We start from the raw sequence: 13673 nt of genomic DNA, 5'->3' as shown, positions 1-13673 counted from the left end.
GGCGAGCTGGGCGGTGCCGTCGGCGAGGGCGGAGCTGCCCGACGCGGCGGTTCCGGCGCCGTCGGCGAGCTGGCTCGCGCCGTCGGTCGCCGACACGAGGCTGTCGCGGATGTCGCTCAGCCCGGTGAGCAGCCGTTCGGCGGCCTCGCTGCCGACCATCTCGGCGACGGAGCTGCGGATCTTCTCGACCGCCTGCGTGCCCATGGAGGAGGCGAGGTAGTTGTTGGCGTCGTTGGTCTCCAGCTCGATGCGCGCCTGGTGCGGGTCGGTGCCCGCGGCCGAGGTGAGGGCGGCGGAGAAGTCCGACGGGATGGTGACGGTGAAGTCGACCGTGCCGTGGCGCAGTGCGTCGGCGGCCTCATCGGCGGTCATCCGCTGCCAGTCGAACGCGTTGCCGTCGAGGAGGTTCTCGGCCACCTCCTCGCCGTAGTTCACGGTCTCGCCGGTCGCGGACTCCGTGCCCGTCGTGGGGGCGGGGGCGCCCTCGTCGTCGACCACGAGGGCCACGGGCACCTCGGGGAACTTGGCGTACGGGTCCTGGTTGGCCCACAGGTACAGGCCGCCGTAGAGGATGGGCACGCAGACCAGGGCGACCAGGGCGAGGATGCCCATCCGGCTGGCGGTGAGACGCCGGAGCTCGGCGGCGATCATGGACGGGACCTTCATCGCGCGTCTCCTCTCTCTTCGGCCTCGGCCTCGGGTGCGGGTTCGGGTTCGGGTGCTGGCTCGGGTGCGGGTACCGGCTCGGGTGCTGGCTCGGGTGCGGGTGCGGGGTCGGGTGAGGCGAGGACCAGCGGCTCGACGGGGCCGGAGGCGTTGACGGCGTCGAGCTCGTGCATGCGCTCGAGGGCCACGGCGGCCGAGCCCCCGACGATCACGAGCATCGCGTAGCCGCGGTCGGCGAACTCGCCCGCGATGCGCCACCAGCCGTCCGGGCTTCCGCCGTGGCGGTCGGGGGCGACGAGCACGATGCCCTCCACACCGCGCCGCAGGACTGCGAGCTCGCACAGCAGGCGCACGCGCGCGGCGGGGTCGATGTTCCCGATGGGGACCGGCGCGAGCTCCTCGAACCCGAGTCGCGCGAGCCAGCGCCGCGCGTGCAGCGGGGTGGCACCGGCCCCGGCGAACATCAGCTCCTCGCCCACGACCCCCGCGAGCGTGATGTCGGGGTGGGGGTCGCTGACATCGGGGGCGTCGACGAGGGCGACGCGGTGGCGCAGGTCTTTGGCGTCGCTCGCCCCGTCGATGCTCACCCGCCCGCTGTCGGGGCGCATGCGCCCGCTCGCGATGAGGCCGAGCACGGTGGGCCGTTGCTCGGTCTCGGCGAGGGCGTAGCGCACGGCCCCCGTGTGGAACTCCAGACTCGTGACCGGGAGCGCCTGGCCGTTGCGGCCCTTGCTCACCTCGTGCAGGGCGATTCTCATGCGCGGACCTCCTGCCCGGTCGCGGCGAGCTCCGGGTGGTCGGAGAGCAGCTCGTCGACCTCACGCCACGACAGCCCGGCGATGCTCAGGACCGCGCGCACGGCGAGGTCGCCCGTGGCGGGGTCGGCGGCCTCGGTGCGCGAGACGACGGTGCGGGCGATCTCTTCGATGAGCCGCGCCAGCGTCGGTCCGCTCAGGTCGGTGCGGAAGCTGCCGGCGTCCTGCCCCGACCGCACCAGGGCCGCCAGGGTGTCGCGAAGCGGGGAGAGCGCCGCGGCCGTGTGGGTGACGTGCGCCTCGTCGAGGGCGAGGGCCGCGGCGACCTGCACGTGCACGGCCTCCCGCCACAGCAGGGAGGCGAGGCGGGCGAGGGCGACGCGGGGGTCGGCGTCGTCGACCGAGGCGGCGATGGCGTTGAAGCGCTGCGCGCCGCTGGAGACGAGTTCGCGGATCAGTGCCTCGCGGTCGTCGAAGTGGCCGTAGAGCGTGCGGCGCGACAGGCCGGCGCTACGGGCGATGGCGTCGATCGAGGCGTGCGGGTCCAGGGCGAGGGCGGCGCGGGCGGCGGCGAGGATGCCGGCGCGGTTCTCCACGGCGTCGCGGCGGGGGGCACGGGTGGTCATGCATCCAGGATACTTTTCATGCACAAGGTTGTGCAAGATAGTTCTCGGATCGCTGGTCGCTACGGCCGCGCTGACATGTCGGTCCTTCCCATTTCAACTGTGTTATGTTACGCGTTGCGCTCGGGCGCGGATTCAGGGGGGCCCTGTGGATCGGAGCGAATCCGACGGCAGCGGTGTCCGAGGAGGCGGGGGGAACCGCCATGACGGAGAGGGGTGCGGTGTGCCTGGGATGGACAGTCCGCTGGAGCGGCGGACGATGAGCGACGACGTGTACGACCGATTGCGCGAAGCGATCGTGACGGGCGAGCTGCGACCGGGGGAGCGGCTGCGGGATCACGAGCTCGCCGACGCTCTCGGGACCTCGAAGACGCCCGTGCGGCATGCGCTCGACCGCCTTGCCGAGCTGGGCCTCGTGGACATGCAGCGCAATCGCTTCACCCGGGTCGCTCCGATCGACCTCGACGACGTGCGCGACGCGATCGCCCTGTTCGGCGACGTCTGGATCGGCTCGGTGCGACACGCCACCCCGCTCATGGGCGACGACGACGTGACCTATCTGTCGGAGCTGCTGGAGGACATGACGTCTGCCGTGGATGCGTCCGACGTCGCCGCGTTCAGCGCCGCCCTGCGCACGATCGCGGTGGCGTACGCGCGCATCGAGGGAAACGCCACGCGCTCGAACGTGATCGAGTTCCTCGGCCCGCAGATCCGTCGCTTCAGCGCGCAGGCGAGGGGCGACTTCGACTTCGCGGCACTCCGCTCGGCCACCGCCGGGATCGGTCTCGCCATGACGCAGCGCGACGCGGTCGGCACGCGCGCCGCTCTCATCACCCTGTTCGACACCGTGCTCCCTGCGGTCATCGACCGCGCCGAGGAGCGCAGCCGCCACGTGGACGTGCCGCCGGCCGACGCCTGACACGACGAAGGGGCGCTCCGCGTGGAGCGCCCCTTCGTCGTGACCGTGCTCAGTCGGTGCCGGAGTCGAAGGCCGCGCGCTCCGATGCCGTGTCCACCGCGTCGGCCAGCGTCTCGTCGGCCTCGGAGACCGAGCCCTCGACGGCGCCCGTGATCTCGGCGGACTCGCCCGCGGTCACGCGACCGACGAGCTCGCCCGTGGCGCCGCCGACGAGGCCGAGTCCCGCGTACTGCTCGAGGCGTGCGCGCGAGTCGGCGATGTCGAGGTTGCGCATCGTGAGCTGACCGATGCGGTCGACCGGACCGAACGCGGCGTCGCCGACGCGCTCCATCGACAGCTTCTCCGGGCCGTACGACAGGTTCGGGGAGACCGTGTCGAGGATCGTCCAGTCGTCGCCGCGGCGCAGGCGGATCGTGACCGTGCCGGAGATCGTCGAGCCGACCCAGCGCTGGATGGACTCGCGCAGCATGAGCGACTGCGGCTCGAGCCAGCGGCCCTCGTACATGAGGCGGCCGAGGCGGCGGCCCTGCTCGTGGTAGGTCGCGAGGGTGTCCTCGTTGAGGATGCCGTTGACCAGGCGCTCGTACGCGATGAAGAGCAGCGCCATGGCCGGGGCCTCGTAGATGCCGCGCGACTTCGCCTCGATGATGCGGTTCTCGATCTGGTCGCTCATGCCCAGGCCGTGACGTCCGCCGATCGCGTTCGCCTCCATCACGAGCGCCACCGGGTCGGCGAACTCGACGCCGTTGATCGCGACGGGACGGCCGCCCTCGAACGTGACCGACACGTCCTCGGACTCGATCGCGACGGACGGGTCCCAGAACTTCACGCCCATGATCGGGTCGACGGTCTCCAGCGACACGTCCAGGTGCTCCAGCGTCTTCGCCTCGTGCGTCGCGCCCCAGATGTTCGCGTCGGTCGAGTACGCCTTCTCGGCGGAGTCGCGGTACGGGAAGTCGTGGGCGACGAGCCAGTCGCTCATCTCCTTGCGGCCGCCGAGCTCGGTCACGAAGTCGGCGTCGAGCCACGGCTTGTAGATGCGCAGACGCGGGTTGGCCAGCAGGCCGTAGCGGTAGAACCGCTCGATGTCGTTGCCCTTGTAGGTGGAGCCGTCGCCCCAGATGTCGACGCCGTCCTCGCGCATCGCGCGCACCAGGAGCGTGCCCGTCACGGCGCGGCCCAGGGGCGTGGTGTTGAAGTAGGTCTTGCCGCCGGAGCGGATGTGGAACGCGCCGCACGACAGCGCGACGAAGCCCTCCTCGACCAGCGCGGTCTTGCAGTCGATCAGCCGGGAGGCCTCGGCGCCGTACTCCAGCGCGCGGCCGGGGATCGATGCGATGTCGTCTTCGTCGTACTGCCCCAGGTCGCCCGTGTAGGTGAACGGCACCGCACCCTTGTCGCGCATCCAGGCGACGGCGACGGAGGTGTCGAGTCCTCCGGAGAAGGCGATGCCGACGCGCTCGCCGACGGGCAGGGACTGGAGGACCTTGGACATGCCTTCCAGTCTATCGGCGGGCGGCGTGTCGCCTTTCCGTGCGTCAGATCAGGCGTACCTGCACACCGAGTGCCGCCCGCCAGTCCCAGCGCCCGCCCGCGGGTGACGTCGAGCGCATCGCCGTGCGCCGGGTTCTGGTCGTGGACGGCCACGCCGGGGCTTGGCGTCCGAAGTCCTCTTCCCGTGCCAGAGTGGGGCCGGAGGTGCGTATGGGTGGAGCGATCCTGTGGGGAGCCGTCGCCGCGGCGCCGCTGTTCGTCGGTGCGGTCCTGGCCCTGCTGCGCACCTGGCCGCCGCGCTGGCTCGGCATCGTGCTCGGCTTCGGCGCGGGAGCCCTCATGGCCTCCATCGCGTTCGAGCTGTGGGAGGAGGGGCTGGACCGCGGCGGACCGCTCCCCCTCGTGGCCGGTGTCGCGCTCGGCGCCCTCAGCTACTACGTCGCCGCCCGCATCCTTGACGCCCGCGCCGCCCGCACGAAGGGGCAGGCCGGGGGCGGGCAGCTCGCCGTCGGCGCTCTGCTGGACGGCATTCCCGAGCAGCTCGTGCTCGGCATCGGTCTGGCCTCGGGGGAGCCGGTGAGCATCGCGCTCGTGGTCGCCATCCTGGTGTCGAACCTGCCGGAGTCGATCGGGTCCGCCGCCGACCTGCTCGACGGCGGGATGGCGAAGTCGCGCGTGCTGCTGCTGTGGCTGGGGGTCGCGGTGGCGTGCGCCGCCGCCACGGTCGCCGGGTTCGCCCTCGCCAGTGTGACCGGCGACGTGTTCCGCTCCGGGGCGAGCGGCTTCGCGGCCGGCGCGCTGCTGGTCATGCTCGTCGACTCGATGGTGCCCGAGGCGCAGTCCAAGGCCAAGGAGTCGACCGGGCTCGCGACCGTGCTCGGCTTCGCGCTCGCCGCGGGGCTCGCCTTCGCGTCCTGACGCGGGGTCAGACCTTCGGGGTGCGGCTGTCGCGCTGCACGCTGCGGCCCGACATCGTCTCGATGTGCAGCAGCAGGGCCAGGTCGCGGTCCTCTCCGGCCCACGGGTGCACGCGGGCCGAGATGCCGGCCGCATCCTCCTCGGGCGCGCGCGACAGGGTGCCGTGCATCAGCACGCTCCACGCCGTGGCGCCCAGCGGGTCGTGATAGTCGACCTCGAACGCGACCGCCGCCGGCACCGTCGTCACGGCGGCCAGCAGCCCCTCCGCCGAGGTGCGCAACAGGATGTCGCGGCCGGACAGGGCGTAGTTGACCGGGTGGATGTGCACGCGGCCGTCGTGCAGGAATCCGATGCGGCCGACCGTGGTGGTGGTCAGCAGTTCGTAGGACTGATCGGGCTCGAGCTCTCGGATCATGCGGATGCTCCCTCCGTGTGGCGCCAGTGTAGCCAGCGGCCGGTGGATGTTCGAGGGCCCATCGCCCGGACCGGACGAGGCTCCTTCGTTCGGCCCGGCTTCGTTCAGCCCGGCCAGGCGCGCAACTCGGCCGTGAGCTGCGCGAAGTACTCGGGTGGACCGGCCTCGGCGAACCACAGCCAGAGCTCCGCGGCGTGGATCGGGAACCACGCCCGCACCGCCGCGGGGTCGGCGCCGTACCCCTCGATCAGCGCATCGGCCGAGCGGGGATCCTTGCGCGCGGCGCCCCATGCCGCGCGGGACAGCTCGCGCACCGGATCGCCCGCGTGCGCGGCCTCCCAGTCCACGACACCGGTGATGCGGCCGTCCGCCGCGAGCACGTTGCCGTCGGTCCAGTCCCCGTGGCAGAAGACGACGCCGGCCGAGGGCGGGATCGCCAGGGGAAGGGCAGGACCGTCGGCGGCGCGGTACCGGGCGATGATCGCGGCGTCGTCGGGCGCGGGCGGCAGGTCCTCTGGGGCGACGAGGTCGTGCAGCCGCCGGAGGAGGACGGCCGACGCCCGCAGTGCGGCGAGCCGCGTGTCCGCATCACCCTCGTCCAGTCGGGCGCCGGGCAGCTCGGTCATCAGGATCACTCCGGCGCCCTCCTCCACGACCTGTGGCACCGGCAGCCCCGAATCCGCGAGGGCACGCAGCGCGCGCACCTCGGTGTCGTGACGCGCCGGGTCGGACAACCGCTTCTCGACCAGCCGGCGCCCGTCGCGCTCGACCAGCCGCACCGTCCCGACCGCACCCTGCCGCATCCCGCCATCCTCGCAGCACCCCGACGGACGGCGGAGTGATCGGCCCGTATCCGCCGCAGGTGGCGGGTTACCCTCGGGTGCGGCCCGCACGATCCTGGGGGCATGCCACCGCGTCGGTGGCGAGGACAAAGGAGTTCTGATGACCGACACGCTCGCCCGTCCCCCGTTCGACCCCGAGCTGGAGGCGGCCCTCGCCCTGGTCGGCGACCAACTGCCCCCCACGCTCACCGCCGACATGATCCCGCTCCTGCGCGAGAGCCCCGTCAGCGGCGAGGACGAGATCTTCTCGGTGCTCTCGGAGCGCGGCTTCACCTGGCGCGACGTGTCGATCACCAGCCACGACGACGGAGAGATCGTGGTGTCGGTGATCGAGAAGCAGGGCCGCACCGGCACCGGGCCCGGCTTCTTCCACACCCACGGCGGCGGCATGATCATCGGGAACCGCTGGCTCGGCGTGGTCGGCTTCCTGGACTGGGCCGAGCGTTACAACGGCGTCATCGTGACCGTCGAGTACCGGCTGGCCCCCGAGTTCCCGGATCCCTACCCGGTGGAGGACTGCTACGCGGGGCTGCGCTGGGCGGCCGACCACGCGGACGAGCTCGGCATCGACCCGACCCGCCTGCTGATCGGCGGGGGCAGCGCCGGCGGAGGCCTGGCGGCCGGCACGGCGCTCCTCGCCCGAGACCGGCGCGGCCCCGAGCTGATCGGGCAGCTGCTGATCTACCCGATGCTCGACGACCGCGACGCCACCGTCTCGACGCGGCAGATCGACGGCATCGGGGTGTGGGACCGCGGCTCCAACCTCACCGGATGGACGGCGCTCCTGGGTGACCGGCGGGGCGGCGACGACGTCTCGATCTACGCGGCACCGGCCAGGGCCACCGACCTCAGCGGTCTCCCGCCCGCGTTCATCGACTGCGGCAGCGCGGAGGTCTTCCGCGACGAGGACGTCGCCTACGCCACGAAGCTCTGGGAAGCGGGCGTGCACGCCGAGCTGCACGTCTGGGCGGGGGGCTTCCACGGCTTCGACATGTTCGCCCCGCATGCCGCCGTCGCGCAGGCCATGCTGGCCGCCCGCGACAACTGGGTGAACCGCCTGCTCGCCTGAGCCCCTGCTCGACCCGCTCCCGTCGCCCGTTCCGTCGCCCGCCAGCGCCGGGAGCGAGGAGACGGCGACGGGAGCGGCCGCAGTAGGGTGGAACCCCCGCGCGATGGAGCCCGACATGCAAGATCTGCTGGGGCGGATCACCGCCCTCGATCCCGATGCCAGCGAGACTCTGAAGGTAGTGACGTACTTCGACGCGCTGGTCTCCCGCTCCGTCGGCGTGGAGAGCATGCTCAGGGGTGCGGCCGTGCTCAGCGGCGCGACGGTCGGCCAGAGGGATGGTGCGCAGGTCGTGCGCGTCCGCGCCGACGGCGTCCGCATCGATCCCGTCGTGCTGTCCTCGACCTGGCCGACGCGCGAGAGCGGCCCGGACGCGGTGGTCTGGATCGAGCGGGAGGGTGAGCTGCACACGAACGACGCGATGATCCTGGAACGCCTCGCTCTCGCGCTCGGCATCATCCGCGCTCGGCGACGGGTCGGCGAGGACGGCGCCGTCGAGCTCGCCATCAGCTCCTACGCGGCCGTCGACGAGCGGGCGGCGGTGCTGCCCCGACTGCGTCTCGCCCCGGGAGCACTGCGGGTGGTGGCGTCGCCGCCCGATCCGTCGCCGTCGCCCGCGCACGCGTCGGCGATCGTCGCCACTCGCCACGGCCTCACGCGGGCGACGATTCTCCCCGCCGACGTCGAGCCGGCGTCCGCATGGGAGGCCTCCGGCGCGGTGCGGCTCGGTGCGGGCACGGTCGCGCGTGCAGAGAACCTGCCTTCGTCCTGGTCGGCGGCGCTCGTGGCCGTCCGGCTGACCAGCGATGAGCGACCGTTCGTCGACGCGACCGACCTGGGCGTCCTGCTCCTGGTCGCGCAGACCGCGGACGGCGATTCCCGGCATCCCGACGTGGTGGCCCTCAGCCGCATCGACGCCCGCCATCGCGAACTGCTCGATGCGGTCGTGGACGAGCACAGCGTGCGCGCCGCTGCCGTGCGTCTGGGACGGCATCACTCGAGCGTGCAGGAGCGGCTCACGGCACTGATCGAGACCCTAGGCTACGATCCCCGTACTCCGCTCGGGCAGGCTCGATACGTGGCGGCGCGAATGCTGCTCGCCCTCGGGGACTGAGGTCACTCGAAATATTCGTATTCTGCAATAGAGATCAATAACGATCTAGATTGCCCAGGTGCAGCCCGCGTTCGACCCTTTCCGACCCGGAGCCGGGCGGTCTCATCATGTACGGCCTCCGCGGAGTGGGAAGAACCGTCCTCCTCAATGAGTTACAGCAGCTGGTCGGCCGCGCCGGATGGGTGACGGTCCAGCTCGAAGCCAGGCCGGGTCAGTCCGGGCGGCTGGCCGTTCGTCAGTCGCTCGGACGAGGCATCGCCATGGCAGGACGGCAGATGGCTCGATTCCGTTCCGCCGTCGAGGAGGTCAAGACGGCGATCTCGACGATCTCGGCGTTCTCGTTCACCGTCGCGGGCGTGTCGATGAACCTCGGCGTGGACCGCTCCGACCATCGTGCGAACTCCGGGCTCCTCGAAGTCGATCTCGAAGAACTCGTGGCCGACCTGGCTGAGCCGCTGAGGAAGAACAACAGTGCGTTGGCGATCTTCGTCGACGAGATGCAGGACCTGGATGTCGATCTGCTGACGGCGCTCCTCGCCGTTCAGCATCGCGCCGTGCAGTCGGATTGGCCATTCTTCATCATCGGAGCGGGACTGTCGACGCTTCGCCGCACGCTCGCGGAGGCCCGCTCCTACGCGGAGCGGTTCACGATCCGCGAGGTCGGGGCGCTGCCGGACGAAGAAGCGAGAGCCGCGGTCAGAAACCCAGCGACGGCGCTGGGAGCGAAGATCTCCGATGATGCGTTGGAGGCGATCCTCGGCGAGGCGCAGGGGTACCCGTTCTTCCTTCAGACGTTCGGGAAAGCCGTCTGGGACATCGCCCCCGATCGGAACATCGATCGTGAGATCGCCGTCGCGGGAATCGCCGAAGGCAACGCCGATCTCGATCAGAGCTTCTTCCCGGCTCGGTGGGATCGCACGACTCCCGGTGAGCGGCAGTACTTGCGCGCGATGGTGGACGTGGGAGGGGGAGACATGGCGAGCACGTCGGCGATCGCGGAGCAGCTCGGAACCGCGGCGACGTCCTTGAGTCCCGTTCGGCAGTCTCTCATCGAGAAGGGGATCATCTATGCCGAACGTCGGGGGTACGTCAGCTTCACGGTGCCCAACATGGACAGGTTCATCCGGCGCCAGGCGGACACCGACGAGTAGGCAGCGCGACTGACTGAGGTCACTCGAAGCCGGGGTAGTCCTGCAGCTTCTCCTGGAACTCGGCACGGTCTGCCTCGCTCAGCACGGCGCTCGCGATCACCACGAGCTGCAGGCCCTCCAGTGGCTCGCCGGTGCGGGCGCTCTGCGCCTCCCGCGAGGTGCGGAAACCGCCGTCGACGTCGTTCGACAGGTCGTAGATGTTGGCGTAGAACCGCAGCGGATCCGGGTAGTTCTCGGTGTAGTACTCCCAGGTGGTCTGCGTGCGCGGGTCGTCGCTGCCGTAGAGCTTCGCGATCATCGACGGGTCGATGCCCGAGTTCGCCGGGTCGTTGAACGCGTACAGATCCCACAGCCCGTGGTCGAGCACGACCTCGTTCACCACCCGCATGACCTCGAGCTTGCGGTCGTAGTCCTGCACCGGCTCGTTCGTCGCCCACGCGGCCGTCGTGAACTCGTACAGCATCGACTCGCCGCCGTAGCCGTTGCGCTCCGGCCGCAGGTCTTCCGCGCCCACCGGCGTCCACGTGTAGCCGAACTCGTCCGTGAGCCGGGCGCGCACATCCGCGAACAGCTCGTCGGCCGTGGCCCGCACCTCCTCCAGCGACTGCTGCGACAGTGCCTGCTGGGGGTCGGTGCCCTTGATGCCCGGATACCCCTCCGCGTGCCGCTGCTCCGCGGTCTTCACGCCCTCGTAGTCGCCCGAGGCGGACGTGCGCAGGGCGCTCAGCGCGCCGACGGTCGCGACGTTCAGCAGCACCGTCACCACCAAGGCGATCGCGCCGAGCCGTCGTGCACCCGGGGAGAACAGCGCCGCGACCACGACGCCGAGCACCACCAGCTGCAGGGCGAGGAACGTGACCCCGTACAGCAGGTCGGTGCCGCCGGCGGCCAGCACCCCGAGCAGGGTCAGGGAGAACAGGATCGCCGCGACGAGGGCGATCCAGCCGAACGCGGAGCCCGGGGTGCGCTTCTCGTCGACCGGTGCCGCGGGCAGCGGCGGAGGTGTGAGGTCGGGCTGTCGCCGCTTGGCCCCCGCATACCCGCCGGGGGGAGGGACGGGCGGCGCGCCCTCGGCCCCGCCCACATAGCGGGCGCGCTGACGCTCGTTGTCGCTCACCATGGCTTGTCCGTTCCCGAGCCGCCCGGATCGTCGCCCTGCTGCTGGTCGCGCTCCTGCGTGCCCTGGTTGAGCTTGTCCTGGAGGTCTTGCAGCTTGTCGTCGGACGGCTGTGGCTGCTCCTCCTGCTCCTGCTCCTCGGGCTCCTGCGGCTGCTGCTCCTGTTCCTGCTCCTGCTGCTTCTGCTTGAGCCGGTCCTCCGCGCCGTCGAGGGTGTCGGACATGTCGCGCTGCGGGTCGGGCGACTGCTGCTGCGCCTTTTCGCTGCGGCACTCCTCCGGCGTCTCCACCGTGAGCGTGAGGGCCTCGCCGTAGAGCTCCGCGGCCGCGGCACCGTCGCCGTCCGCCCTGGCCGCATCGCCCATCCGCTCCACGACCAGCGCGAGGTTGATGCGCACCGCGCACACCTCCAGTCCGGTGGCGAGGTCGAGCGCCCGCTCCAGCTCCGCTCTGGCCGCCGGCAGCTCCTCCGCACCGGCGAGGGCGGTGCCGATGTTGTACGGCGCCTTGTACGGCTCGAACCAGTTCAGGAACTCCTGGCCGCGGGCGGCGGACTCCGACCCGGCGAAGTCGTCGACCACGTACGACGTGATCGACTGGTGCGCGAACGCGTACATGCTCAGGATCTTGCCCACCACGAGCAGTGCGGCGAGAGTGAGCGGCAGCGTGCCGATGGCCACCCAGCGGCGGATGCGGCGGCGGCGTCGGTGGGACCGCAGCAGCGCGGCCGCCGTGTCGTCGTGCGCGGTCATGCGCCGCCTCCGTCTCTCGCGGGTGCGCGGTCGACGGAGTCGCGGCGGCGGGCGGGTGCGAGTCCCCGGAGCCGCGCGATGAGCGTGGTCGCCCGCAGCAGCTCGACCCCGAGGAGCGCGAGCAGCACGAGCGCCGCGATCCAGTACAGCTCTGTGACGTTGCCGACCTCGCCCGATTCGGCGTAGCTGGTCGTCGTCGACGGCGCCTCCGGCAGCACGGGCTCGGTGTCGGCGGTGCGGTGCTGGTACTCCACGCCCAGCTGCTCGGCCACGGTCTGCAGGTTCTGCTCGTCGATCACCGACAGCGCGTCCGAGCCCTCGTACTGGATGTACTCGCCCTCGCCGCCGCTCACGCCACCGCTCGTCACCCGCATCGGACCGCCCTCCGCGGTGCCGTAGCCGAACACCGCCCCCGCATCCGTGTACTTCGCGCTCTTGTCGAACGACTCGGGCGTGGTGCCCGTGGTCTGCTCGCCGTCGCCGAGGTAGAACACCATGCGCGACCGGTCCGGCGAGGCCTCGGCGGCGGAGCGCAGCGTGTCCTCCAGCAGCCCGGCGGCGACCCCGATCGAACTGCCGCGCGACTGGCTGGTGACCTCGGGGCGCAGCACGTCGAGCGAACCGATCAGCGCGGTGGTGTCGGTGGTCAGCGGCATCCGCAGCTGGGCGGACGCGTCGGAGGTGATCATCGCGAACCGTGCCCCCGGGTACTGCGCGACCAGTTCGCGCACGTCGGCGCGCACCCCGTCGAGCCGCGGAGAGCCCTCGTCCCAGTCCTCCGCGACGATGCTGGCGGTGGTGTCGACCACCAGCACGACGTCGGTGTCGGTCGCGAGGGTCTGGGTCGCGCCGCCGGGGATGCCAGGGCGCAGCAGCATCGCGAAGCACGCGAGCACCATCAGCAGTCGCAGGGCCCACAGCGAGCGGTGCGCGGCGATCGCACGGCGGTCGGTCACGCGCTCGCCGCCGGCCCGGGGTGCGCGCACCAGCATCCACACCGCGGCGGCGGCCACGGCACCGCACAGCAGCACCACGAGGATCAGGGGGAGGACGGGCTGGAAGATCACAGTCGCACCCTCCACGCCAGCAGCACGAAGCCGAGCGCCACGACCGACAGCACCGCGATCCACAGGTTCGGAGCGTCGGTCCACACCACCTGCGCCTCACCGCGCAGCGCCGTCGCGTCCTGCTCCTGCACCTGGTCGACGATGTCCGACACGGTCGTGGTGTCGCGCAGACCGAAGGCCGCGCCGCCGGTGGCCTCGGCGGCGGCGGTCAGCTCGGCGCTCACCGCGGCGTCCTTGCCCTCGACCGGGTTGATCGCGAAAACCCGCACGCCATTCGACGCGGCGTACGCCGCCGCCTCCTGCAGCGTCACGATCGAGGCGCCGTTCACCTCGTTGTCCGTCGCGAAGATCACCGACCGCGACCGGTCGTCGTCGGGATGGTCGAAGCCCATCGCGCACGCGGCCAGGCCGTCGCCGATCAGCGAGGCGCCGTCGCCGTTGAGGGTCCCGACCCAGTGCTCGGGGATGCGGTCGACGTAGTCGAAGCTCGACACCATGCTCGTCAGGTGCTCGCGGATGAAGTCGTAGTCGTCGGTCAGGGGGAAGATCTGCACGGGCGAGCTGTTGAAGATCGTCAGCCCGATGCGCTCGCCCTCGAAGCCGTCCAGCAGCTCCTCGAACACCGACAGCACCTCGACGTCGACCTCGCTCATCGACCCCGACACGTCGAGACACAGCATGATGTCGCGGCTGCTGTTGACCGGCTGGATGGTCTGCGCGGCCATGGGTCGCGCGGCCACCACGCCGGCCACGAGTTCTTCGAGATCGACTTCG

At 71.4% G+C, this 13673-nt stretch carries 15 protein-coding genes; 5 read left to right on the top strand and 10 right to left on the bottom strand.

Features of this window, described 5'->3' with window-relative positions; genetic code table 11:
• The 3 genes from DW297_RS04100 to DW297_RS04090 all read right to left on the bottom strand — a co-directional run.
• The coding region (locus DW297_RS04100; RefSeq protein WP_205828226.1) for a YhgE/Pip family protein at positions 1–666 on the bottom strand (666 nt) is incomplete at its 3' end.
• Positions 663–1424 carry a hypothetical protein gene (locus DW297_RS04095; RefSeq protein WP_205828225.1) on the bottom strand — a complete coding sequence of 254 codons (762 nt, stop codon included), beginning with the start codon at positions 1422–1424 and terminating at the stop codon, positions 663–665. The genes DW297_RS04095 and DW297_RS04100, both read right to left, overlap by 4 nt.
• Positions 1421–2047, bottom strand: coding sequence for a TetR/AcrR family transcriptional regulator (locus tag DW297_RS04090; protein ID WP_136029645.1), 627 nt, complete (start codon positions 2045–2047; stop codon positions 1421–1423). The genes DW297_RS04095 and DW297_RS04090 overlap by 4 nt, the downstream gene beginning before the upstream one ends.
• Before the next feature lie 256 nt (positions 2048–2303).
• Between DW297_RS04090 and DW297_RS04085 the strand changes: the two genes are divergently transcribed.
• Positions 2304–2963: a GntR family transcriptional regulator gene (locus DW297_RS04085; RefSeq protein ID WP_136029643.1), complete on the top strand. Its 660-nt coding sequence runs from the start codon at positions 2304–2306 to the stop codon at positions 2961–2963.
• Between the two features lie 49 nt (positions 2964–3012).
• On the opposite strand, the gene argG is transcribed toward DW297_RS04085, so the two are convergent.
• Positions 3013–4458, bottom strand: coding sequence for an argininosuccinate synthase (gene argG, locus DW297_RS04080; protein ID WP_136029641.1), 1446 nt, complete (start codon positions 4456–4458; stop codon positions 3013–3015).
• Between the two features lie 209 nt (positions 4459–4667).
• On the opposite strand from argG, the gene DW297_RS04075 reads away from it, so the two are divergent.
• Entirely contained in the window at positions 4668–5375 is a 708-nt protein-coding gene (locus tag DW297_RS04075; RefSeq protein ID WP_136029639.1) for a ZIP family metal transporter, read from the top strand.
• A 7-nt stretch (positions 5376–5382) separates the two neighbouring features.
• Here DW297_RS04075 and DW297_RS04070 read toward each other — a convergent pair whose 3' ends face one another.
• Together DW297_RS04070 and DW297_RS04065 are read right to left on the bottom strand one after the other, a co-directional pair.
• Complete coding sequence (locus DW297_RS04070; RefSeq protein WP_136029637.1) at positions 5383–5790, bottom strand: pyridoxamine 5'-phosphate oxidase family protein; 408 nt, start codon at positions 5788–5790, stop codon at positions 5383–5385.
• A gap of 104 nt (positions 5791–5894) precedes the next feature.
• Positions 5895–6593, bottom strand: a complete 699-nt coding sequence (locus DW297_RS04065; RefSeq protein WP_168442790.1) for a phosphotransferase family protein — start codon at positions 6591–6593, stop codon at positions 5895–5897.
• 139 nt (positions 6594–6732) lie between these two features.
• On the opposite strand from DW297_RS04065, the gene DW297_RS04060 reads away from it, so the two are divergent.
• The 3 genes from DW297_RS04060 to DW297_RS04050 all read left to right on the top strand — a co-directional run bounded on the left by DW297_RS04060 (position 6733) and on the right by DW297_RS04050 (position 9963).
• The gene (locus DW297_RS04060) at positions 6733–7701 is read left to right on the top strand and encodes an alpha/beta hydrolase (protein ID WP_136029633.1); all 969 of its coding nucleotides are present in this window, start codon (positions 6733–6735) and stop codon (positions 7699–7701) included.
• 115 nt (positions 7702–7816) lie between these two features.
• On the top strand, positions 7817–8812 hold the full coding sequence (locus DW297_RS04055) for a hypothetical protein (protein ID WP_240744508.1): 996 nt from the start codon (positions 7817–7819) through the stop codon (positions 8810–8812).
• Between the two features lie 50 nt (positions 8813–8862).
• Entirely contained in the window at positions 8863–9963 is a 1101-nt protein-coding gene (locus tag DW297_RS04050; protein WP_275092299.1) for an ATP-binding protein, read from the top strand.
• Between the two features lie 19 nt (positions 9964–9982).
• On the opposite strand, the gene DW297_RS04045 is transcribed toward DW297_RS04050, so the two are convergent.
• The 4 genes from DW297_RS04045 to DW297_RS04030 all read right to left on the bottom strand — a co-directional run.
• On the bottom strand, positions 9983–11083 hold the full coding sequence (locus DW297_RS04045) for a hypothetical protein (RefSeq protein ID WP_136029627.1): 1101 nt from the start codon (positions 11081–11083) through the stop codon (positions 9983–9985).
• Positions 11077–11832, bottom strand: coding sequence for a hypothetical protein (locus DW297_RS04040; RefSeq protein WP_136029625.1), 756 nt, complete (start codon positions 11830–11832; stop codon positions 11077–11079). The genes DW297_RS04045 and DW297_RS04040 overlap by 7 nt, the downstream gene beginning before the upstream one ends.
• Positions 11829–12899, bottom strand: coding sequence for a VWA domain-containing protein (locus DW297_RS04035; RefSeq protein ID WP_136029622.1), 1071 nt, complete (start codon positions 12897–12899; stop codon positions 11829–11831). Before DW297_RS04035 ends, DW297_RS04040 begins: the two co-directional genes overlap by 4 nt.
• Positions 12896–13673: VWA domain-containing protein (locus tag DW297_RS04030; RefSeq protein WP_136029620.1), on the bottom strand; the 778-nt coding region annotated here is incomplete at its 5' end. The genes DW297_RS04030 and DW297_RS04035, both read right to left, overlap by 4 nt.

Origin of the sequence: Microbacterium sp. PF5, from assembly GCF_004794315.1 — a bacterium.
Lineage (GTDB): Bacteria > Actinomycetota > Actinomycetes > Actinomycetales > Microbacteriaceae > Microbacterium > Microbacterium sufflavum.
The sequence above is the reverse complement of the archived record's forward strand: the minus strand, read 5'-3'. Positions and strand labels throughout refer to the sequence as shown.